Below are 23,723 nucleotides of genomic sequence, written 5' to 3'. Positions count from 1 at the left end.
TTTTATTCACCGGATAGTACGCCTTGTTCTTCAAAGTATTGCTCAGCACCTGGGTGCATAGGGACATTTAATCCCTCTTCCACCGTTTCAATATCAATATCCTGGGCGGCATCGTGGGAAGCTTGAATAGCTTCAAGGTTTTCATAGAATAAACGTGTTAATTCATAGACTTCCTCATCGGGAAGGTCAGGGTTCGGTATTAATAAATTTGTAATGGACGCAGTCTGGATGTCCTTTTCGTTATCATAGGTGCCAGCGGGGACTTCATCTTCAAGGAAGAACGGATAATTCTCATTTAAATAATCCAGTCCTTCGTCTTCAAGTTCAACGACGGTGACATCATGCGTGCTTGCCAGATCCATGGCAGCTCCATTAGGGACACCGCTTGTAACAAAGGCAGCATCAATGATGCCGTTACGGATTTGATCGATGGCTTCTCCATAAGAGAGATAATCTTCACTGATGTCATCATAACTCATGCTGTGAGCTTCAAACATCATGCGCGCATTCAGTTCAACGCCAGAATTCGCATCACCTACTGCAACATTCATCCCTTCAAGATCGGAGAAGGTTTCAATTCCCGAGTCAGCTGTTGTAATGATTTGGACAACATTTGGATATAAACCACTGATCCCGACGAGGTTTTTTTGTGGATCCTCATCTTCAAATGAACCAAAACTTTCATATGCTTGTTCCACAGCATCGGCCATGACAATCGCGAGCTCGGCCTGGTCACTTTGCAATAGGTTAATATTTTCAACGGAAGCTCCCGTCGCCTGCACAGATGTATCGATTCCTTCCGCCTCATAGATATTGGACATGGCACCGGCAATCGGATAATAGACTCCGGACGTACCACCAGCTGCAATGGTTACGAACATGTCATCCGCTTCTACGCTTTGCGCCTCATCGCCGTTCTCATTACCCTCGCCGCAACCGGTTACAATTAAGAAGGATGCAATGATTGCTCCGAGGAATTTCATCTTAGATGTTTTTTTCATGTGATTGTCCCCCTTCTTTTCTAAAAATTTTAGTTCGTTTGATCGAAGTCAATATTATTGCATTCTATGCAACTTATATCCGAATTATTTCAACTGTGAAGCGTAAAATTAACGAAAAACATCTATATAATTTTTAAATGTAGAGTTAAGAGTATTCTCGTTGGAGGATGCCCTGTTTTTTTAGTATGCACGCAGTTATATGGTAAACTATCTACAAACAATGAAATAAAAAGGACGTATTTTACATGAAAATAACGATCATAGCAGTCGGAAAATTAAAGGAAAAATACCTCAAGCAAGGCATCGAGGAATATTTAAAGCGCCTGAGCACCTATGCAAAGGTCGATATCACAGAAGTAGCAGATGAAAAAGCCCCGGAAAATATGAGCGAAGCAGAGATGCAAGAAGTGAAGCGGAAAGAGGGAGAGCGGATTCTAAGTAAAGTTGGGCAAGACAGCTATGTCGTTACGCTTGAGATTAATGGAAAAATGTTGACCTCAGAGCAGCTGGCAGCAAAGATGGACGAACTTGCTACGTATGGAAAAAGCAAAATAGCATTTGTGATTGGCGGATCGCTTGGCATTAGTGAAGCGGTGCAGAAGCGGAGTGACCTGGCACTGTCATTTTCTAAGTTGACGTTTCCTCATCAGATGATGCGGCTAATTTTGTTGGAGCAGGTTTACCGAGGGTTTCGGATTATTCGGGGGGAACCGTATCACAAATAGTGGTAAAGCAGAGAGTTGAAATAGTTATAAAATGAAGTCGTCTAAAGATAAAAATCTACTGAAAGGAAGTGAAAACATGACTAATCAAAAACCACAAAATATTGATGAATATGTATCTCAGTTTCCTTTGGAGACAAAGCAAGTATTGAATGCTCTACTATCATGTCTTCATGAAGTAGTCCCAGAGGCAGAAACAGGGCTTAAATGGGGGGGGCCTGCATTTACCTATCGCAGAGTTTTGTTCACAGTCGGAGCCTTTAAGAATCATATAAATTTTTATCCTACTCCTGCTGCGATCAACGCATTTAAAAAAGAATTGAAATCCTACTCAATAACTAAAAGTGCACTACAGTTACCATTGGATAAACCTTTACCATTTAAATTAATCCGTGAAATAGCAAAATATCGATTTAGAGATGTTGTGGAAAATGATGCGAAATGGATGTGAATTCCACCGCTCTTATTATTAGTTATCCTAAATTTTAGGGTCAGCCTCCCGTTGCGCTAACGTTTTAGCACACGGGGGCTGACCCAATAGTGCAGAGGAATTTACGAAACGACGGCCGTGGAGCTATTGTCTTTAATATTAATTTTTATTAATTGATATTTAATCGATTATGAGCCCTTTTCTCTTTTCGAATTTATTTATTTTTTCTTATTGCACTTGCATACCGCTTTATATTTTGGGGCATAACCCGAACAATTAGGGAAAGAACCTGGTAAAGCAATTGTTAAATTTCTTATAAGTCACTTTCAATTTTTACTTCAGTAATTCCGATATAGCGTAAAGTTATTTCTGGTTTAGCATGATTTAAAATCATCTGGAGCTTAGCACTTTGGTTCCGTCTTGGCAGAGGATTACCTTCTAACCGATGAACAAATCCAACTATTTTTGGATCGCTTTTTTAATAATCTACCTGATTTCTACGGCAGACGCTGTTTCCCTATGATGCAACTTGATAAATAATCCACTTTAACCCTTTTGTATCAAGGCTTGCAGTTTGTTTTCTATGCCCGAAAGTTGAATAAGTAAGTTAAAGTTGTCTAAGGGAATGGGCTTAACTGGGTGAACTTTCTATGCTGAATTGATTGGTTTATATTCAGGTTTATTAGGGAGTTCGGCACAAGAAAGTTTGGTTGTCATAGGCATGATGTAGTTAATTAACCATTGACGAGCACACTGGCGGACTCACCCAATAGCTGAAGGTTGTCCTAAAAGGTAAATTGTTTATTGGCAGATAAAAAAGCATAAGTGCAACTAAAGCTTTGCTACTATAAAGTTCACTAATTAGTTGATGTAAACGACGAAGAGTGCTAAACTATATTAGTTAGCACTCCTGTTTAAATTATAATATATTTATCCTAACTTTATTATACTACAAAACAAAACAGGATGTCAACAAAAAAGAAACATTGGAGTTGATGGTATGGATGAACGTGCCCAGGAACAGCAGCGGGTCGATAAAATTATGAATGAGATTAAAACCAAAGAGGAAAAATTATATAAGCAGTCAAAAGGCTTAAAAGAGGATGTTATTGAGCAACGGAAAACGTTTTGGGATGATATCACAGTGAACATGGATGAACCCGATGATGTCATTGAGACGCAGGAAAGTATTAAGCAGCAAGCAGCACTTCTATCGGAGAAGGAACGGTTTCATGGAAAGGTAGGAGAGAGGCTGAAAACACTGGATAGACTTAAACATTCTCCTTATTTTGGGCGAATTGATTTTATGGAGGATTCCTACCCAGAGAAAGAAGCTATTTATATCGGTATTTCCTCGCTCATGGATAAAGATGATAAGGATTTTCTCATCTATGATTGGCGTGCACCTATTTCGAGTCTTTACTATGACTCTTCCACTGGAAGGGCAGGGTACAGGACTCGTGAAACGACAATTACAGGTGAAGTTTCACTAAAAAGGCAGTTCATCATTAAGCATGGTGTCATTGAAGGCATGTTTGACACAGGGGTAACCATCGGTGATCAGATGTTGCAACAGGCACTCGGAAATAATGCGAGTACGACGATGAAAAGCATTGTTGCTACGATACAAAAAGAGCAGAATCAGATTATCCGTAATGAACGCAGTAGCCTCCTTGTTGTGCAAGGCGTCGCCGGTAGTGGGAAAACAAGCGCAGCCCTACAACGAATCGCATACTTAATGTATCGTTACAGAGAAGAGCTGAATGCGGATAATGTCGTACTCTTCTCGCCGAACCCGCTATTTGGCAGCTATATTTCCAATGTATTGCCAGAGCTTGGTGAGACGAACGTGAGACAAATGACTTTCCTGAATTATATTGAGAAACGGCTGATGGATAACTTTACAGTGGAGTCCCCATTTAAGCAAATGGAGTACGTTCTGACTCAAGACGAGAGCCAAGACTATCCAACACGGAAGAAAAGCATGGAGTATTTGGCCAGTCTTGCTTTTAAAGATCTAATTGACACGTATGTGGAAAAAATAAATGAAGCTGGACTTCGATTTAAACGTATTGCTTTTCGGGGCGAAACGATTGTTTCCAAGCAGCGAATTTATGATTATTTCTACGCGCTTGGTGAAGAAATTGCAATTCCGAACAAACTGGAATTAGTTGTAAAATGGTTGCTTGAGGAAGTTCGAACACAGCAGAAGGAAGAATTGAATAAAGACTGGGTCATGGAAAAGGTCGAATTGCTTGATAAGGAAGACTATATGGAGGCCTATCATCAGGCAGAAGAACAAGAAGACTACGGCAGCAGTATATCGGATGAGGAAGAAGTCCTACGTGCCCAAATGGTCAAGCGTGTTTTTGCACCACTGAAAAAACGCATCAGGAATCTTGAATTTGTTAACATTCCTGCAACCTATCAAGCGTTGTTCACTGAAGTGCAATTAGAAAATGCCCCAAAGGATTGGCAGGAGATTGCTGGACATATTCTAACACAGCTGAAGGAACGGTATTTGACATGGGAAAATGCAACCCCTTATTTATACTTTCAGGATCGTATTTTAGGGGATACGACGGATCGTTCGGTTCGTCAGCTGATTATCGATGAAGCCCAAGACTATTCTGCATTCCAGTTTGCTTACATTAGACATATTTTCCCGTATACACGAATGACGTTGCTTGGTGATATTAATCAAGCGATTTATACGTATGCCATGAAGGAAAACCCGCTCCTGCCAGTTGATCATGAAGAAAACCAAGAACGAATTACACTAATGAAAAGTTATCGTTCGACAAAGCAGATCGTAGAATTTACGAAGCATTTTGCCCCTGGAGGAGAAATGATTGAGCCATTTAACCGGGAAGGAAGTAAGCCTGTGCTTATTCAGGATGATATAAGGGAAACATTGCTTCAACGTGTGAAAGGATTTGCGAACGAAGGTTATGAAACGACGGCCATCATTTGTAAAACACTTCAGGAAAGTGATGAGATAGCTGAAGTCCTGCAAGGAAAAGTGGAATTCAATCAAATAAATGAAGAAACCTATACGTTTGAAAAAGGGCTCCTCATTCTTCCCGTTTATTTAGCGAAGGGAATCGAATTCGACGCAGTCATTATTCCGAACGCTTCCGAAGCACACTATGGCAAGGAATCCGACAGAACGCTTTTCTACACTGCTTGCACGCGGGCAATGCATGCATTGGCGATGATTTCTGTTGAGAAGCCGTGTAAGTTTATTGAGGAAGCGGCGGGAGAGACGTATGAGGTGGAATAGGAAAACAGTTAGTCACCAAATAGGTCCCGTTGCGTTAACGCTTTAGTAACTTGGGGACTGACCCTAAGTACCTTTATCGTGTATACAACAATAGTGCCTGATTGTTAAAGATCGTCTTCCTATTGAACAGTATTGTTGTACTGCGCAGCAAATGGCGCTGGGTTCTCAATGTTTTTTATGGACAATAACTAATTGTTAGTGTAAAGTAAATTTTATATTATGAAAAGGAGGGTTATTAAAAATGATGCATTCAGGAAGACTACGCCAACAAACTTTGAACAATAGGTAACTTAATATGTTCAAAGGCTCTGTTTTCATAAAACAGAGTAAACGGGAGTAGTCTGCACATTTTTAATATTCTTCTACGGGGAAGTATACAATTTTTACGTGAAGAAAGGCAGATATCCATCTGTCTTTTTTGTATGCCTTTTTTCGTTCATATATCGGAAGACGTCTATTTGCTATACCTCGTTTACTCTTCACCACAGACAGTAGCCTGTCTGTGGTTTTTTATGATTAAATAATAATGGAAAAACTAGTTTTGGAATTAAAAGATGAGGAACCGTTTTATTGGTTAGCCATGACCGTGAGTTTGTCAAGCGTGCAGCAGATCATCGTTATGATATACAAGAAAAAAGAATCAAACAAATTCATTAAAATGAACATTTGGAGGAAAGAAACATGAATACACTTAAAATTAAACAATTAGCAACAAATAAAGGATTGGATATTGTAGAAAGCACAATCAAAATCAATGAGTCCGGTGTGGATTTTCAAGTAGCCTACGCCAAAGATCAACATGATAATAAATGGATCCTAAGAATCCCACGCAGACAAGAGTCAATGCGACATGCACGACAAGAGAAAAAAGCGTTAGATATCATTCATCACCAAGCTAGCTTTCAAGTTCCGGATTGGTCTATCTTCTCTGAAGATTTAATTGCTTATAAGCAATTAAGCGGAATTCCGGCAGCGACGATTGATGTAGAGCAGCAGAACTATGTATGGAGTTTTGATGAATCTAATGTACCACCTGCGTATTATAAGTCATTAGGAAAAGCCCTAGCAGATTTACACTCATTTCCTCACGGTGCATTCAAACATACCGGAGTTAAAATTCTTCGCGCCAGTGAGTTAAGAGCTTCCATGAAACAGCGAATGGAACGTGTAAAAGAACAGTACGAGATCAATCCAATTTTATGGGATCGCTGGCAAACATGGCTAGCGGAAGACTCCCTTTGGCCTTCCCATGTAGGGGTAAAACACGGCGACCTCCATCCGGGTCATATCCTCATTAATAAAAATCAACAAGTAACTGGCTTAATTGACTGGACAGAAGTGGGGATTGCTGATGTGTCTGTAGATTTTTTGTCACATCAACTCCTTTTTGGGAATGATGGATTAACTAATTTAATCGACGCTTATGATAATGCCGGTGGAAAAACGTGGCCAAGAATGGATGAGCATATTGTAGAACTTCTAACAACAAGCGGCATCACTGTAGCTGAATTTGCTGAAATTTCTGGTCTGCAAGAGATGCATGAAACGGCTGCACACATGCTTGCTAGCGAAATGTAATGAAATGGACTGGTCGTTAAGTAAGGTGAATATAAATTGAAACGTATTGAACAAAACAAAAAAATATTTGGAAATAGGGAAATAGGGTCAGCCCCCGGTGCTTTAGCACCTAGGGGACTGACCCTGAGTTCTCAAAAAATGCTATAGCTACCTTGAATTAAGTGGTCAATCGTTATACCTTTAAGTTAACCAAGACTTATTTGGAAGGGAAATGATGAATATCAACTCTAAATTTTTTGAGATCGACATAAATAAACAAAGAAAAATAATAAATGCTGCAATAAATGAGTTTGCACATAAAGGTTATAAAAAAGCTTCTACAAATGAAATTGTAAAAGATTCCGGTATTTCAAAGGGGCTGCTCTTTCATTACTTTAGAAATAAAAAAGAGTTGTACTTATATTTATTTGATAGGGCTGTGGAAATTGCAGATAATGAATTCTATTCAGGACTAGATTATACGGAAACGGACGTTTTAAAAGTTTGGAGGCATATGGCTTTATTAAAATTTAACTTGATGCGTCAATTTCCTGAAATCATTAATTTCATCATGTCCGCTTATTTCGAAGAAGCAGAAGAAGTAGCAGTTGAACTGCAAGGAAGGATAGAGGATTTTAATCCATCTAAAGTAAATGATTTATTTAAAAACATTGATGCATCCAAATTTAAAGAGAATTTAGAATTGGACAAGGCCTTACAGGTGATTACTTGGACAATGGAAGGTGTTATTGAACAAGAGAGGAATAAGGCAAAGGATATATCAGTTGAAAACTATAATCTGGACGAAACGATAGAAAAGATTGAACATTGTTTATCGGTGTTGAAAGACTGCTTTTATAAATAGAGGGAGATGATGCAATGACTGTTTTGGAATTAAAAGATATAACAAAGAGATTCGGTCATTCTGTTGCTTTGGATGGTGTGAATTTAGAATTAAATCAAGGAGAAGTATTAGGGTTTATTGGACCAAACGGGGCAGGAAAATCGACTACTATTCGCATTATTCTCGGATTATTACGGAAAACTGGTGGGGAGGCGAAGCTATTCGGTAAGGATCCTTGGGAAAATGCAGTTGATCTCCACAAACGTTTGGCATATGTTCCAGGGGATGTAAATTTATGGCCGAACTTAACCGGAGGAGAGGTCATTGACTTGTTTGGCAATTTGAGAGGGAGTATGAATACGAAACGCAGATCAGAGCTAATTGAGCGTTTCGATCTTGATCCAAGAAAGAAATGTAGAACCTATTCAAAAGGCAATAGACAAAAAGTAGCACTTATTTCTGCTTTTGCATCTGATGTGGATCTCTTCATTTTAGATGAACCGACTTCAGGATTGGATCCTTTAATGGAGATGGCTTTCCAAGATTGCGTTGCAGAAGCGAAAGCAGCTGGAAAAACAGTTCTGCTTTCCAGCCATATTCTTTCAGAAGTAGAACGACTTTGCGACAGAGTAAGTATAATAAAGAAAGGGAAGGTTGTGGAGACGAGTACTTTGGGGGAATTACGCCACTTAACCCGTATTACTGTAACTGTAGAGACAGGACGCGAAATTGTTGGTTTAGAGGATTTACAGCGTGTTTTTGATGTATCAGTGGCAGGAAAGAAAGCGCAGTTTCAAGTTGATAATCAAAACCTTGACTATGTGTTGCGCCACCTTCTTCAGTTTGAAATAAAGACATTAACAAGCACACCACCATCACTTGAAGATCTTTTTATGCGACATTACGATAATACGCAGCCAAGTGATAGGGGGTGAAAGGATGCGAAATGAGTTTACGGGAACAGGTCTTTTAACTTCTCTTGCTTTTAAACGGGAACGCATAAAATTACCTATTTGGTTAGCAGTAATAACGACTTTAGTTACTTCTGTAGGTGTTGCTATGAATGATCTAATGCCCACGCAAGAAGAAGTGATGAACCAGATAGTTGCTAGAGCTGAAAGCCCTGCAATTAGACTATTTGATATACCAGCAGCAGGGATCAGTGTAGAATCTGCAATGTTGATGAGAAGTTCTATCTTAATTGGCATTATCATTGTATTAGTAAGTATGTATACTATTATACGCCATACTAGGCAGAACGAGGAAACAGGACGAACAGAGATGATTAATTCCACTGCGGTAGGTAAATATGCCAATTTAACAACTGGGTTAATTATTACTGTTATTTTTAATATATTAGTAGGCATGGCAATTGCTGCAGCGATGTTATTGAATGATTTTCAAATGGAAGGGGCATTATTAACAGGATTTGCTTTTGCTGGAATGGGGATCGCCTTTGCTGGTATCACTTCCATAGCAGTTCAACTATCCCAAACTTCCAGTGGTGCAGCTGGCATGGTTACTATCACTTTTGGAGTGTTTTTCCTTATCAGCTCTATCGGTGATGTACTAGGAGAGTTTAATAGAAATACTTTTGCTGTTGAAAGTCATTGGTTAGCATGGTTATCACCGTGGGGCTGGTTTGGTCAAGTATATGCATTCCATGATAATAATTGGTGGGTTCTTTGGTTATTCTGTCTATTATTTTTTACAACTGTCCTTATTGCTTTCTATCTTATTGGAAAAAGGGATGTTGGAATGGGATTATTCCCTGCCAAAAAGGGGCCAGCCTTTGCTTCTAAAATGCTGTTAAGTCCAATTGGGTTGATATGGAGGCTTCAGCGCAGGTTGGTTTTTAGTTGGCTTATCGTAATGTTTATCTTCGGGATGGTCATAGGGGGAATTGGTAATGAAATACGAGATATGATATCAGGCTTAAACAACAATCAGTTATTAGAGATGTTTGGTGGAAATCCGAATGTAGTTAGTTCTATCCTGGCGTCATTTGTAGCGTTTTTAGCTACATTTGTGGCTGTGTATTATGTCCTGACGCTGTTAAGGTTACGCCATGATGAAGCAGACGGCTATATGGAAGGAGTCCTTGCTACGGCAGTAAGTAGAGTGCGTTTATTCATGAGTCAAGTTATTTGTGCTAGTTTAGGGTTAGGTGCTATTTTGTTCTTTTTAGCATTGGGCGCAGGAATCACAGCTAAAGTATCTACAGGTGATTATATGTTTCTGACCATGATTGAAACCACCTTTTATCAAGCTCCTGCAATACTTGCCATTGGAGGATTTACAATTCTTATGATAGGTATTGTGCCAAAAGGAGCCATTGCAGTATCCATCGCTGCAGTTCTATTTAGTTTAATTTCAGGTCCCATGTTTGGTACGATGCTTGGTTTGCCAGATAGTATTCAAAATATTTCTCCATTTACTCATTTGACTGTGGACCAATCAGGAGATTTAGACTGGAACCCTGCACTAGGATTGGTTTTAATAGCGATAATATTTTCAGCCGTTGGGATACTGCGTTTTCGTCGTCGTAACTTAACGTTTTAAAATGAAAAACAAATAGTGAGAGATGATATAAATCGTTGCTCAAGCATAATTCAAGCACTGGTTTTTACTAACCCATACTTCGAACATAAAAGTATTATTTGTTACTATAGAAAATAGTCACAGCTCTCACTACTAGATCAAAAATAGAACTGAATAGTTAAGATGCAATTCACATTTGTAACTAGCTATTCAGTCTGTATTATCTATTGAATTTGAATTTACTTTCTTCAATCGCTTCAGCACACAGGGGGGCTGACCCTAAGTTCCTTGCTCCGTGTCGATGATAGGCCAAACCCCACTAGTATTTCGTCGTTAGCCACGACCAATCGTGTCGTTTAATTTTGCACGATATTTTTCCCTCCACGTTTTCGTGTCCTTCACTAGTTCGTCGCAAAAAGCGGCCACGTCCTTACCCGTAAGGTCAGTGACTTTCATGCCTTCCGCAGCACCTTGCTCGAAAAGGTCGAGAATGCCACCAAAGATATGGCTGATATCTTTCCACTCGGAGGGACCACCAGAGGTCCACATATATTTTTGGATAGCGGTGTAAGCGTTACGGTACTCACTTGGAAGTGCCTTAGCACGTGCCTCCAACGCCTTCCATTCACGCTTCTCATCCAGACTTCCGATGATTTTTTCAAAAATACTCATATTAATTCTCCTTTTTATTTTATTTTATTTTTGAGTTCGTTAATTTTACTTGATACAAATTCCCATTTTCTCCAAAAAACTTCAAGATGCTCTTGACCTGCAGCGTTAAGTGTATAAAATTTTCTCGGCGGCCCCTTAGTAGATGATTTCTTCTTGATGTCCACCAGATTGTTTTTCTCCAAACGCATGGTAATCGTATAAACTGTACCTTCAACCACATCAGTGAAGCCAAGTTCTCGTAGCTTTTGCGTGATTTCATAGCCGTACGTTTCGCCACGGCTGATGATCTCAAGCACACAACCCTCAAGAACCCCTTTCAGCATTTCCGTGATATATTCCAAATTTATCCTCCCCATTTGTATTTCATTATATTTTATTTTGTACTCATAGCACAGGTACTTTGAGTTACTAGTATTCAGTATTACTCACTACTGGTATATAGTAACGCAGAATAGTGTGGTTTGTCAAGAATTAAAATTTTCGTCAAAAAACTCGTTATTACGAGATCCATAGGCATTTTTATCAAATTGGATACTCGGAATTTGGTCTTAAAAATTAGCAGGATTGATTATGTGTGTATATAAAAGCTTCTTATATAACCTTACTTGACGATAGATGTTCACATTTTTCACACCATCAAACCAATTAGTGAAGGACACGTGATTGATCGATCAAAGTAATTAAAAGCAATCGGTGAAAGAGTTGATAATTTCAATTTAATGCTATAGCACACTGAGGACTGACCCTGATTTCTCAAGATGGACGGAGGAAATAGGGTCACAGTCCCCAGTTGTGTTACCGCTTTAACACGCTGGGGGGACTGATCCTGAATTCTAAATAAGCGCCCGTTTGCAAAAGATGAATCAGACTAAACCAGGGAGTAGTCTCCACATACAAACAAACCCCGCATGGAATCCGCGTGACGACATATACATATAGTAAAACACATCACTCGGTTATCAGCAGAGGAGCGATGAAATGAACGAGAACGATAAAAACGCTGATCAAAATGAGGAGTCGCCGTTACCATTCAGCCTGGAGCTTGAATTAATCGCATCTCTATTAGGGATAATTGCTGATGCGATTAGTGTATGGGCAGTCCTGGAAGCGATAGAAGAAGCAAATATTGCTGAAGAACAAGAAATTCAAAACCAAAATGGACTGGATGTTAAGTTGCAAGAAATGCAAGCGCAAATAGATCAATTAACAGAGGAATTGGCAAATATAAAGAAGACTTGATTCAGTGGAGCTTTCACCTGATTCTGGGTCGCCTTATAAACATATCCATAGTTGTTGTCGTCGCGACTGGAAGTAGGATCTCCCCGTTGTTACTTTGAAAATCTTTCTCTAGATGTTTGAACGCTAGAACCCATATCCCGGCTTCCTTTATAGTACATTTAAGTGTTTTTTCCTATAAGGCTTCGACCTTCCCCGATGCGTCAACGGGTCGGCGATTTGCAACATTCCCTTCAACAGTTTCTGAAGTGGCTATGGGGTCAGTCCTCCGTTGCGTTAACGCTTTAGTACACTGGATGGAGAAGCAAGGAGAGAAAATCTCCTTGCTAGCTGGATCACAGACTATCGCTGGCCACAGCGATGGTCTTTTTTTCTTGATGTCGAGTAACGTGACTGTCAAATTAACCACCGCTGTGGTTAATTCAAGAATAGCTGTGAACGATGCCACGATCTCCATATTTAACACTAAGGGAAAATATGTTTTGTATTAAGCGAGTAAATTACAAATATTTTATACTGCTTGGCTCTGTTTTCACAAAATAATATGAATCAGATAAACATAAAAACATCCCGATCTGGTAGAATATAGTCAACCAGATCGGGATGTTTTTATGGGAGCTATTTAGAATGCTTTAGCACACTGGAGGACTGACCCTGAGTTTTGCTAATAGTGGTAAAACAGAATGTAAAGATATAAAGCAGGCTTTAGTCTCAAGCCTGTTTTATATTTACTTTCTATACTCTTTTTCAGTGCCACTACTAAATTGGATCTCTAGTTCAATATCTTGCGCTTCTTTAGGTATGTTAAAAGCCTCTGTAATGGTATTTAATATTTCTTCCTCTGGTGTACTTTCATCAAAGTTAAAGGAAGAAAATATACTATCCAGTTCTTCCATTGCTGCATCACCATTTAAATCTATATCTTGTGATTTATCTCGATAGGATGCTTCCATTTGTTCATCCTGTTCATTTTCATAATCAACATCAAGCGTATCATCTGTATCTTCATAATCTGCCTCAAGATCAAATTTCGTAAAATCGTACTCGGTATTTGTGTTAGCATCTGTATCGTTAGTCGAGTCTGTATTGTTTTCATTTGCTTGTTGCTGCTCTTCATCTGCATTTTGCGGGGGATTCTCTACCTCATCATTATCACCACAAGCAACAAGTAATATGGACAAAATCATGAAACTCCCTATCCAAAGTAGTCTTTTTTTCACCTAATAATCACTCCTGTATTTCTGGTTAGTTTTATTATTTCCAAGATAGAAGTAGAATAAACAACACAATCAGATATACTATGGTGAGCCTAAGGAAAGGGACATCTACCTTACTTTTCTTATTGATTATTAAGGAGGATATGAATAAAAAAATACTGTTCCAACGTTAGCCACGAATCTATTTAATGTAAAATCTTGTGTTTTCATATTAAAATTAAATGAAAGATAATAAGTAAAACAAAGAAAGCGTGATTTCTATCCTTTTCTATAGTGTTGTTATTCTTGTCATTTTCATTGATCAACTATCCAAGTATTGGATTCGTGCACAACTGAATGTTGGAGAAACGTTGGTAATTTGGGAAGATGTGTTAAATTTTACCCACATACAAAATAGTGGTGCTGTTGGCGGATTATTTGAAGGATATGGTCGTCTTTTTGTTCCCGTTGCAATCATTATTGCAGTTGTATGTATTTACATGCTGAAGAAAGGTTATATAAACGGAAAGCTTTTGGTAATAGGGGTTGCACTTTATGTCGGTGGTGCTATCGGGAATGCCATTGACCGTGTTTTATTTAATCAGGTAACGGATTTTATTGATTTCTCATTTCGCCAGGGTATTCCTAATTTGGCTGATTATGCTCTTATTTTTGGTGTGGTTTTGATTTTTATAGATACTTTTATTGGGGCTTTGAGAAAGAGGAAGTCGGTGGATTGAATTAAGTTCCCGCCATAATCGAGTATAATAAAAGGGGGAAAACAGGGTCAGTCTCCCGTTGCGTTAATACTTTAGTACACTGGGGGATTGACCCTGAGTTCGCGTTACTATTCTTCGTTTGTATTTTCTCCTTCTTCTATTTTCTCAACAAATTGATCAATTTGTAGAGCGCTTAGTTGAAAGCAGTTTACAATTTTATTTTTATCTTCAATTAGTTTCTTCTGCACTTCTTCTATTATCTTTCTAACTTTTTCTTCATCCCATTTTATTTCTTCTGTTGACTTTTTCTTCTCGGGTATTACCCCTGTAGTTCCAATGCTAGTGATAACTGCTCCAATCCCTGGTATTAAACCACCTAAACTCAATGTTGCTGCAGTTGCAACGGTTCCAATTGGTAATGATGTAGTTTTTTTAATTTCATTAATAAATTTCTTTAGTTTGTCAAGGTTATTGTATTCTTTAGGATCTAACTTTTTCACATCTTCTATACGAATATTAATTTCATAAGAAACAGTCGTGAAAAATGCGAGCGCTAATGTTTTTGTTAGCCTAGAAGGATCTTGTTCAAGTTTAACAATAGTTGGTCTACTAACCCCCACTTTATATGCTAAGTCCTCTTGAGTAAAATTTAATATTTTTCGTATATCAGAAATACTAGTACCAAGTATTAGTAAGTAATTGTTCATATATATACACCTCTCTAATATTTTAAATTAAAGTAAATAACAAATCAAAAAATAAATCTAAAAACATAATGTTAAAAGGTTTACATTATGATAAAAATTATATATAATGTAATTAAATTTACAATAAAATTATTGTAATGGAATAAAAACCCCTTTGGTATAGTACGGGATGTGATTGTAGTAGCACAGAATTTCGGAAGATGCCCCTTTAAAACGTGTTAAGTTAAGGTCGGTTTTGATGAATTTATTTATTTAATAACTAGAATCTTAAAGAAATAGAGTTGGAAATTTTGAAAGGAGAAAGACTTATAATAACTTGTTTTGGCACTACAAAGGGATATTTGTTCTCTAAATGGTTATAATCTGAGAGCTAAACTCCCACATAAATCTGAAAAAAGGAATTTATGTTCTATTTGTGACAGAACGTAAGAGATTGCGATATAATATTAAAGAGACAAGAGGTTTTTGGATAATAGTACTATTCGTCATTAATTCACAGATACTTTATGAACATTCGAATTATATATCTTAAATTAAACAATAGATATAAAATAAGCAGACGTCATAATTAATTAATGAAGGTTGCTATAATTATAGAAAAATATATGAGAATAACGATTCTAAAACCGAAAATAATTGCAATTAAAAGAATGAGGGAGAATAATGAGATACTTAGGAAATAAGACTAAGCTACTCCATTTTATAGAAAGTGTAATAGAGAAATACAATATTCAGGGAGAAACTTTCGCTGATTTGTTAGCGGGAACGGGAACTGTGGGGGACTTTTTTAAAGGAAAATACCAAATCATTTCAAATGATTATATGTACTTCTCAAAAATATTGAATAAAGCGAAACTCTTAAACAATACTACACCTGGTTTTAAAGGTTTTATAAAAAAATATAACCGTACACCTTTTGAATGGTTAAATACACAGCGCTATGAACCTCAGGATAATTACTTTATTTATCAAAACTATACTCCAGTTGGCGCACGAATGTATTTGACAGAAGCAAATGCCGTTAAAATTGATGGGATGCGATTAGATATTGAAGAGTTTTATAAATCGGAAATTATTGATGAAAAGGAGTATGCGTTTTTATTAGCTTCTTTAATTGAGAGTCTTCCGAAGGTATCAAATACATCTGGAACTTATCAGGCGTTTTTCAAATTCTGGGAAGCGCGAGCTTTAAAAGAATTTGTTTTAGAGCCTTTGGAAATGAATGAATCGCTAAGTGTAGATAAACATAACATCGTTTACAGTGAAAACACTAATAAGCTTGTAAGAGATATATCTGGAGATATTGCTTATATTGATCCCCCCTACACAATTACGCAGTACACGAATTCATATCATTTATTAGAAACTGTAGCGAGATATGATTATCCAGAGATTTTTGGGAAGACAGGAAGACGTGTGAAACGAGAGTTATCGGGCTATTCAAATAAGCAGAAAGCGTTATATGAGTTTGAAGATTTATTTCGACAAATTAACTTTGATCATGTATTAGTGAGTTATAGTAATCAATCGATTGTCCCAATAGAAGAATTGATTGATTTAGCTAAATTATTTGCGATAGACAATGAAGTTTTTGTGGAAACAAATGAGTACCGTGAGTATACAACGAATAATTCTAGTTATAAAGGCAATGGTAAAAAACTAGAAGAAGTTATAATTTATTTTAAAAAGAATCATGAGATTAAAAAATCGCCTCTTAATTATTCTGGTAGTAAAGATGTTTTACTTCCGATTATATTTAAGCAGCTCCCAAAACATGTAGGAACATTTGTTGATGCGATGGGAGGGGCTTTTAATGTTGGGGCAAATGTGTTTGCAACAAATAAGGTGATCTATAACGAGTATAATTCGTATGTATATCAAATTATCGAAATGATTGTTACCAAAGATAAAAATGAGCTAATCAATGATGTTACAGAAGTGGTAAATCGATTTGGATTGAAAAAAAAAGCAAAAGATGAATACATTGCTTTAAGGGATCATTTTAACAATGAAGACAGTTCGCCTTTAAATCTTTTTACACTGCAAATTTATGCATTCCAAAATATGATTCGATTCAATAGTTCTCAAAAAATGAACACCCCTGTTGGGAACAATGAGTTTAATGGGGGAACGAAGGAACGTATTGAGGAATTTAAAATTAATTCATGTAAGTTTGAATTTCGCCATGGAAAATATGAAGACCTGGTTATTGACGATTTTCCAAAGGATTCAGTTTTCTATTTTGATCCACCATACTTTGTGACAAATGCTGCATATAATGATGGTAAACGAGGCCTTGATGGGTGGGATGCTGATAAGGAATCAGCGTTACTGAATTTTTTATTATCTATACATCAGAAGGGTTACAAGTTTATGCTTTCAAATGTGCTTCAGCACAGGGAAAAAAAGCATCATTTATTAATTGAGTGGATCCACAACCATGAATTTAACGTTGTAGAAATTGGTAAAACAGGAATAAAGTATCCACGAACAGAGGTATTAATCACAAATTATAATATCTTTGAATAAAAGTAGGCCATGTGAGTGGTCCTACTTTTTTGTTTTAGCAATTACTGTTACGATAAATTATACATGAATTATGAAGGAGGTTGTAATATGGAACGTACTCTCCTATTGGAAAGTTCGGGGTTTCCAGAAAAACTTGAATTGATTGATATTGAAACGCCAGAAAATTTGTTGAAACAAAGCTATGTTGAGCAACAGGTTCTTAAATCTATTAATACATATAATCCAAAACTAAAAGTGAAAAAAGTGGAATATATTAATTTAAGGACTCAGTTTCCGCAAGTACGTGTTAGTAAGTTTACAGGACTTATTGTAGAAGATGTCGAAATTCAAAAAGAAGATGAGACAAGATTTTCAAATGCGGGGTATTTTGTTTGGGAGATCAATAATAAATTGTTTGCAAGAAAAATTGTAAATTATGTATTTTTATCGGAATATAAGGAAAAAGGTCGTAATGTTTTATTTTCTCAATCTATCTTTCCGGCAATTATTGATTATATGGGAGATTTTCTTTCATCACCAAGCTATACAATCGCAAATCATCCGATTTACTTTATTAATATCATGAACAAAGAAATCACAGCTCAGAGCTTATTGAAACGACTAGCCGGTATAGTGGCGGTGCGATTTGAATATATCGAGGTTTTTGCTGAAACTATTAACCCAAAAACGGTTCCAATGGATGTTCAAGGATTTGTTAAAACTTATGAGCAAGACTATGTACAAGGTCAGTCTACTTTTTCATCCGATTATTATAAGGTTGATTTTTCTTTGAGAAAATTGACGTTAAATACCAATAAATTAGTAGAGGGTGAGTCCCTAATAAGAAAACAGGACTCTACTGAACTTCAATTTAAAGGAAGCAACGAGAAATTCTATTGGATGGAAATTTTCCCAATTATTATTTTAGCCTGTCGTGATGGCTACGATGTAGATTATTCGAATTTAGAGCACTTCTACAATTCGAATGTTGATAAATTTAGTGAAACTGATGAAAAGCTCCAACGTTTTTCAATACTCCTTCAATTTATAAAAAAATTAACTTTTAGTGAGGTATAAAAGATGCGTGAACAGATAATTTACTTTGGTGCACCTGGCACAGGAAAGAGTCACCTTGTTAAAGAAAAGCTGAATGGTGTAAGTAATGATAAAATTTTTCGAGTGACCATTCACCCGGAATTTACATATTCTGATTTTATTGGACAATTATTACCAGAAGAAAATCCGATGACCCATGTAGTCGAGTTTCCTTTTAACAAAGGGCAATTCACAAGAGCTCTAGCTGAAGCCTACAGTGATTCTAATAAAAATGTTTATTTGATTTTAGAAGAAATGTCACGCGGGAATGTAGCTGCAATTTTTGGTGATATTTTCCAACTATTAGATAGAAATGAATATTTTGTTAGTAAATACCCAATTCGAAACAAAAATATTGCTGATCAAATTGTAGAGTTACGTACTGACGAGGTTGAACTTCCTTCGAATTTTAATATTATGGGGACGGTAAATGTGAATGACCAAAATGTCTTTCCTATGGATACAGCTTTCAAAAGACGCTTTGATTGGGAATATGTAACAAGCCGCCCCTCGTTAGATGATCATGGCGATAGACTAAAAAAATTAAATAATCCTAAAATATCAATTGCAACTGATACAAATCCTTCAAATAATTTAGTAACAACTTGGCAATCTTTTTATACTGCGTTAAATATATTTATTACAGATAAAGAAAAAGGTTTAGGTAAGAGCGAGGACAAGCAACTCGGACAATTTTTTGTCGATTTTGGTAAACAAATAACTGAAGACTCACATTCAGGCTTACATGCAACAGCAAGAGGTGCAGAGGAAAAAATTAATAAAATGCTCAAAAACAAGTTGTTGTTGTACTTATGGCAAGACGTGCAGGGAAGTTCTTCTTTTAATACTTCTTCAAAACTTTTCGCGAATGATATAAGAAGTTTTGATGATTTGTATTCAAATTATGGAAATGATAAAGTGTTTAGTGATATTTTCATTTACGATTTCTTGTCACCTAACCTTATTAAATATCCCTACTAATTGAAAGTGGTGGTTATATGATAATTGACTATGCTAATGATGGAGAAGAGTTTGATAAAGATAGACTAATTGATGAAGGTTTTATTCTTCAAGAAAGAAGAGACTTTCGGAAAAATTATGTTACTGATACGAATTCAGGAGAAGATACAGAGGGCCACGCCTATGTTCTGAATTTTGTAGGCTTTATTATAAATAGCAATCACGAAGTGTTTTCAGTCTTTCCTAAGAATTATCGAGTAGAAGAGTTGAACAGAGATTCTGCACAATTATTTAGATTGATTGTGAAACACAGACAAGTAAGACCCGATCTGTATTTTGGAACTGAGTATGGCAAAAGGTTTAAGACAGACTATCCTTTCGCTGCTTTTTTTGGTATTTACGATTACCTCGATAAGTATGGTTTGTATTTTGAAGATAAGATTCATATTAAACCAAATATCGGTGGGAAAGTAAATTGGAAGGAAACAGTCCGGCTTTCAAACAAGTATATTTCAAATGGGAAACTGAACTTATTTCCCATTTACTATGAGAAGAAGTACTACTTTTCAGAGTTTTTAACGGAATGTATGATTTTTGCCATTGATTATACAATTGATAAATTTGGTGTGTTTATCGATTTAAATAAAACGGGAAAGGCGTTTCCTAATTTTAATTTTCTTGGTGAGAAGGAAATAGTATTGGAAAACCTTTTTTCGTTGCGCCAACAGACATTCAAAGATAGTCTCCTAGAATTAATTGATCATTTAATCAATTTCTTTGCGGATCTGAATGAAGGCGGTAGTTATTATTTTAAACATTATTCATTCTCTTCTATTTGGGAAGACATGGTGATGAGCTATTTAAAATCGAACTATAAAGAAATAAAAAATGAAAAAATTGTTTTTGATGAAGAGAATTTAAATCAAATCGAGTTTTCTAAAGTTTCATTTCGCCCAAATATTGCTAATAAAGATCATTACTTTACACCAGATTATTATTATGGCGAGGGAGATACGCAATTAATATTTGATGCAAAGTATTATACAAATACCCGAGGAATGGACTACAAACAAATAGCTTACTACTTATTTTTAAATGAATATCGTGAAGATATAAATAATACCCCTAAATTTTCTAACACGTATTCTGCACTTCTTCTTCCATCAGAAAGTCGTAGTAGTAAAATTCACTTTAAAATGGATCCAAGATTTAATAAGTCTAATCAAAGTTTAGTGATTTCCGAAGAATATTTAGATATTCGAGAGGTCATAAATTTTTACTTATAAGCGTTATATTGGCGCCACCTATGGCGAACAGTGCCCAGGCTGTCAAGTAATTATTATAAATAATACTCTTTATACAAATTGATATTGGTAATGAAGAAGCACTGCTGGGATTTAATAATAACCTTTAATGGAATAACCTTTATTTAATGAATCGGTTGATAAATATGAAGTGGAAACTGGCCTTGAATTGGAAGATATAGCTTGCAGGTACTAAAAAAATTAAAAAAGATACTGGTTTAGTTGTGCTTAGCACATTGGTCAGCAATGTGCTATTAAAGAGGGAAAAATTAGAAAATGAAAGATCGATGGCAGAATACGAAGTTTATATTAATAACTATTCAGCTTCTTTTAATATTGGTTTGGGCTTGGTGTTACAGGATTTTAAAAGAATTTGGTAGGTTGAATGATATTGCAGACAATAAAACGCGTTTAGTTAATAACTCTTGGGTTTGAGGAGGAAAATAATATTCTTCCGATCTTCTTCGATGTATTTGACAATGTTTTACTAGTGAATGAGGAACGGAGAATCATATCATAAGTTGAAAAAGGTTATTCTAGTAAAGACACATAGAACAATTGAATCGCCTCGGCGTTTCTTTCATCTGGCGAATCATCTACAATAACGATTTTTTTATTATGATTATTTAAGTAAATCCTTCGTTTCTCAGGTTTCACTTAAATATTATATCAACGGATATAGCCCTTTTCGTCCAGTTCTGCCCGCGCTCGCTTAAATGTGCTTTCAGTTAATGCCGCTTTCGCACAAAGTACGGATACCGCCACGGTGAACTCTTTTAGCCAGCCGGGTTTATTGTTGACATGCATTAGCACATGCCATAGATTTGCTGCTGAAGCTGACAACGGATTAGTCTCCAAACGATTATGAAACGCATTCAATTCTTTTATATAATTCATCTTTCCAACCCTTCCTAATAATATTTTTAAAGAAGCGCCTTTCCTCAAAAAAAGACGCTCAACTATGTGTAACGCTTACCATTATTCAGTTCTAATTTTCAATGGGTAAAAACTTCATTAGGAACTATCAAAGGTCATTCTGCTTTTTTCGCAAAAATTTGATCAAACGATTACGAATAATAAAGTTGAAATATGTGGCAAAGGGGCCTTCATCGGGGTGGTATGTCCCATAAGTCTTCCACATCGCAATAAGGCCTTCCCGGTAAAATTCCTGGAGAGGGTCTTGAATACGCAATTGGTGGATATGGTAATATACCCTTCTTTCATTCTGCTTGAAAATCTCCTCAAAACTTACCTGTTCATTCTTATTCATTTTTTTCCTCTTTCTCGATAAGACACTTTTAAACTATACAGTAATTTTCTACTACTATTATTGCACCCATTTAACAGATCCAGAAAACAACACGTTATATTAATTTGTTGAAAATAATTAGGATGTATCGTTTTTCTGCGGGATAAATTAATGAAAAGTATGCGGATAATAACGTAGAAGGGAAAAGGGGATTTAATGACGTTATAAGCATAAATAATCCTGGAGACGAATTGCTTACAACGGCCATTCCGTTTAAACGAGTTCCTTTATCTAAAGTGGCTTTCGGGGATTTTTTATATAGTTCCCTTTACTCCTATAATCGAAATAAGTCCCTTGTTAGGTGTCATCTTTTAAAAAAATTCTATTTTTCTGTATAAGCTCACCAAAGGTACATAAAAAAGGGCCTTCGCTTTATGGTAAGACCCACTTAGAACGAAGGCTCCCATAAAAATCTTTATAAGCTATCCATTATCATTTCCTTAATTGGTTCGTTCATCAATTTCTTCTTCGTCTGTCTAGCCCAGCTCTTCACGGCATCAATAGTAACACCTTCCTGCATCGCTATTTCCTTAATTGGCATGTCCATCACAATATGGAATTGAATCCATTTCCACTGATTTATTGTAAGCTTGGACTTCACTTGTTCCCATACATAGGTATCCTTTATTGGGCTATCTGTAAGACTAGAAATAGGCAGCTTTCCATTGCGACAGCGATTTCCGCTCTCCTGGAGTTTACTTTCTTCGTGGTAAAAAATGTTGTTGTTGTGTTTATCGCGGGTTCTTTTTCGAATCAAATCAATCAGACGATTGCGGATTATTGAATTGAAGTATGTACCAAGTAAACCTTTGTCAGGCCGATATTTTTGATAAGCTTCCCACATGGCGCATAGGCCTTCTTGGTAAAAATCCTCCTGATTATCGATAATACATAATTTGTGGAGATGGTAGTAAATCATCGCTTCGTGTTGGACAACTACCTCATCAAAAGTTAAGTTTAAATACGGTTGCTTCAATTGTGGCTCCATTCCAAAAGCTAGCTTTTCAAGTATTACTATAGTATAGGTCTATTATCTTATACTTTTCAAAAAATTGCACAATAAAATGTTACAGTTTAATGAACACATCATAATTATTGACACCTTTGATTTCTGAATTCCACTACACATTCTTTCGTTGGAAACTCACTTATTTATGATCGAACTCTAGCCTGCATAACATTGTTAAGGCTGCTACTGATCTAGATTCATTTCAAAGAGTTGATAAAGCTTGACTATTTTATTATAAGTTCCTGAATCCTTAAGTATGTGAATGTCATCGTGATCAGTACATTGGTTATGTTTTATTGTGTTCATGAAGTCTAAGGTGAAGTGATTCTGTTTTATGGGGAAAAAGTAAAATTAAAAAATAATTTTGTGTTGACACCTTAACTATATATCGATATACTTGTACTGTAGATAATATATATTTTTTCCAATAATACTAAAACGTTTTCGTGAAAATATCGTTTTCTCTTTTTATGAAAGCGCATTATTTTTAATCATTTACTAAAACGTTTTCGGAGGGGGTTTTTTATGATGAATTATTCATTAGGCAAAGGTGGTCTAGAATAGAGAATAGGTAGTCTCTGATACCGCATTCTCACCTGATATTTAGGAAAAACGGAATCTATATTTGTT

General features: G+C 36.3%; 22 protein-coding genes. 14 read left to right on the top strand and 8 right to left on the bottom strand.

Annotation, left to right across the window (positions count from 1 at the left end; all coding sequences use genetic code 11):
- Window positions 1-2: 2 nt before the first annotated feature.
- Entirely contained in the window at window positions 3-1,001 is a 999-nt protein-coding gene (locus tag OLD84_RS18975; RefSeq protein ID WP_209464390.1) for a TAXI family TRAP transporter solute-binding subunit, read from the bottom strand.
- A gap of 245 nt (window positions 1,002-1,246) precedes the next feature.
- On the opposite strand from OLD84_RS18975, the gene rlmH reads away from it, so the two are divergent.
- From rlmH to OLD84_RS18935, 8 genes are all read left to right on the top strand, one after another.
- Complete coding sequence (rlmH, locus tag OLD84_RS18970) at window positions 1,247-1,726, top strand: 23S rRNA (pseudouridine(1915)-N(3))-methyltransferase RlmH (protein WP_209464391.1); 480 nt, start codon at window positions 1,247-1,249, stop codon at window positions 1,724-1,726.
- A gap of 76 nt (window positions 1,727-1,802) precedes the next feature.
- Complete coding sequence (locus tag OLD84_RS18965) at window positions 1,803-2,174, top strand: iron chaperone (RefSeq protein ID WP_209464392.1); 372 nt, start codon at window positions 1,803-1,805, stop codon at window positions 2,172-2,174.
- Window positions 2,175-3,153: 979 nt separating this feature from the next.
- A complete protein-coding gene (gene helD, locus OLD84_RS18960; protein WP_209464393.1) occupies window positions 3,154-5,436 on the top strand; it encodes an RNA polymerase recycling motor HelD in 2,283 nt (760 codons plus the stop codon).
- A 526-nt stretch (window positions 5,437-5,962) separates the two neighbouring features.
- Window positions 5,963-6,121 carry a hypothetical protein gene (locus OLD84_RS18955; protein ID WP_209464394.1) on the top strand — a complete coding sequence of 53 codons (159 nt, stop codon included), beginning with the start codon at window positions 5,963-5,965 and terminating at the stop codon, window positions 6,119-6,121.
- Window positions 6,118-7,014: a macrolide 2'-phosphotransferase gene (locus OLD84_RS18950; RefSeq protein WP_209464395.1), complete on the top strand. Its 897-nt coding sequence runs from the start codon at window positions 6,118-6,120 to the stop codon at window positions 7,012-7,014. The genes OLD84_RS18955 and OLD84_RS18950 overlap by 4 nt, the downstream gene beginning before the upstream one ends.
- Before the next feature lie 211 nt (window positions 7,015-7,225).
- On the top strand, window positions 7,226-7,858 hold the full coding sequence (locus tag OLD84_RS18945) for a TetR/AcrR family transcriptional regulator (RefSeq protein ID WP_209464396.1): 633 nt from the start codon (window positions 7,226-7,228) through the stop codon (window positions 7,856-7,858).
- Window positions 7,859-7,872: 14 nt separating this feature from the next.
- The gene (locus tag OLD84_RS18940) at window positions 7,873-8,772 is read left to right on the top strand and encodes an ABC transporter ATP-binding protein (RefSeq protein ID WP_209464397.1); all 900 of its coding nucleotides are present in this window, start codon (window positions 7,873-7,875) and stop codon (window positions 8,770-8,772) included.
- A 4-nt stretch (window positions 8,773-8,776) separates the two neighbouring features.
- Window positions 8,777-10,399 carry an ABC transporter permease gene (locus OLD84_RS18935; protein WP_209464398.1) on the top strand — a complete coding sequence of 541 codons (1,623 nt, stop codon included), beginning with the start codon at window positions 8,777-8,779 and terminating at the stop codon, window positions 10,397-10,399.
- Window positions 10,400-10,711: 312 nt separating this feature from the next.
- Here OLD84_RS18935 and OLD84_RS18930 read toward each other — a convergent pair whose 3' ends face one another.
- Both OLD84_RS18930 and OLD84_RS18925 read right to left on the bottom strand, forming a co-directional pair.
- A complete protein-coding gene (locus tag OLD84_RS18930; protein ID WP_209464399.1) occupies window positions 10,712-11,050 on the bottom strand; it encodes a DUF1048 domain-containing protein in 339 nt (112 codons plus the stop codon).
- A 14-nt stretch (window positions 11,051-11,064) separates the two neighbouring features.
- On the bottom strand, window positions 11,065-11,391 hold the full coding sequence (locus OLD84_RS18925) for a PadR family transcriptional regulator (RefSeq protein WP_209464400.1): 327 nt from the start codon (window positions 11,389-11,391) through the stop codon (window positions 11,065-11,067).
- A 637-nt stretch (window positions 11,392-12,028) separates the two neighbouring features.
- On the opposite strand from OLD84_RS18925, the gene OLD84_RS18920 reads away from it, so the two are divergent.
- Entirely contained in the window at window positions 12,029-12,289 is a 261-nt protein-coding gene (locus OLD84_RS18920) for a hypothetical protein (RefSeq protein ID WP_209464401.1), read from the top strand.
- Between the two features lie 725 nt (window positions 12,290-13,014).
- Here the strand turns inward: OLD84_RS18920 and OLD84_RS18915 are convergent.
- The gene (locus OLD84_RS18915) at window positions 13,015-13,506 is read right to left on the bottom strand and encodes a YusW family protein (protein ID WP_209464402.1); all 492 of its coding nucleotides are present in this window, start codon (window positions 13,504-13,506) and stop codon (window positions 13,015-13,017) included.
- A gap of 248 nt (window positions 13,507-13,754) precedes the next feature.
- Between OLD84_RS18915 and lspA the strand changes: the two genes are divergently transcribed.
- On the top strand, window positions 13,755-14,222 hold the full coding sequence (gene lspA, locus OLD84_RS18910) for a signal peptidase II (RefSeq protein ID WP_209464403.1): 468 nt from the start codon (window positions 13,755-13,757) through the stop codon (window positions 14,220-14,222).
- A gap of 107 nt (window positions 14,223-14,329) precedes the next feature.
- On the opposite strand, the gene OLD84_RS18905 is transcribed toward lspA, so the two are convergent.
- Window positions 14,330-14,908 carry a helix-turn-helix domain-containing protein gene (locus OLD84_RS18905; protein WP_209464404.1) on the bottom strand — a complete coding sequence of 193 codons (579 nt, stop codon included), beginning with the start codon at window positions 14,906-14,908 and terminating at the stop codon, window positions 14,330-14,332.
- Between the two features lie 663 nt (window positions 14,909-15,571).
- On the opposite strand from OLD84_RS18905, the gene OLD84_RS18900 reads away from it, so the two are divergent.
- The 4 genes from OLD84_RS18900 (at window position 15,572) to OLD84_RS18885 (ending at window position 20,757) form a co-directional block, all read left to right on the top strand.
- A complete protein-coding gene (locus tag OLD84_RS18900) occupies window positions 15,572-17,437 on the top strand; it encodes a DNA adenine methylase (protein ID WP_209464405.1) in 1,866 nt (621 codons plus the stop codon).
- An 87-nt stretch (window positions 17,438-17,524) separates the two neighbouring features.
- Window positions 17,525-18,493 carry a hypothetical protein gene (locus OLD84_RS18895; protein WP_209464406.1) on the top strand — a complete coding sequence of 323 codons (969 nt, stop codon included), beginning with the start codon at window positions 17,525-17,527 and terminating at the stop codon, window positions 18,491-18,493.
- 3 nt (window positions 18,494-18,496) lie between these two features.
- Complete coding sequence (locus OLD84_RS18890) at window positions 18,497-19,492, top strand: AAA family ATPase (RefSeq protein ID WP_209464407.1); 996 nt, start codon at window positions 18,497-18,499, stop codon at window positions 19,490-19,492.
- A gap of 17 nt (window positions 19,493-19,509) precedes the next feature.
- Window positions 19,510-20,757 carry a hypothetical protein gene (locus OLD84_RS18885; RefSeq protein ID WP_209464408.1) on the top strand — a complete coding sequence of 416 codons (1,248 nt, stop codon included), beginning with the start codon at window positions 19,510-19,512 and terminating at the stop codon, window positions 20,755-20,757.
- Between the two features lie 687 nt (window positions 20,758-21,444).
- On the opposite strand, the gene OLD84_RS18880 is transcribed toward OLD84_RS18885, so the two are convergent.
- From OLD84_RS18880 to OLD84_RS18870, 3 genes are all read right to left on the bottom strand, one after another.
- Window positions 21,445-21,672 carry a hypothetical protein gene (locus tag OLD84_RS18880; RefSeq protein WP_209464409.1) on the bottom strand — a complete coding sequence of 76 codons (228 nt, stop codon included), beginning with the start codon at window positions 21,670-21,672 and terminating at the stop codon, window positions 21,445-21,447.
- A gap of 127 nt (window positions 21,673-21,799) precedes the next feature.
- The gene (locus OLD84_RS18875; RefSeq protein ID WP_209464410.1) at window positions 21,800-22,045 is read right to left on the bottom strand and encodes a sigma factor; all 246 of its coding nucleotides are present in this window, start codon (window positions 22,043-22,045) and stop codon (window positions 21,800-21,802) included.
- 454 nt (window positions 22,046-22,499) lie between these two features.
- Window positions 22,500-23,060, bottom strand: a complete 561-nt coding sequence (locus OLD84_RS18870; protein WP_209464411.1) for a sigma-70 family RNA polymerase sigma factor — start codon at window positions 23,058-23,060, stop codon at window positions 22,500-22,502.
- Between the last annotated feature and the right edge of the window lie 663 nt (window positions 23,061-23,723).

Source organism: Virgibacillus natechei, from assembly GCF_026013645.1.
GTDB lineage: Bacteria > Bacillota > Bacilli > Bacillales > Amphibacillaceae > Virgibacillus_L > Virgibacillus_L natechei.
Note: the sequence above shows the minus strand (reverse complement) of the source record. Positions and strands in the feature narration are given on the sequence as shown.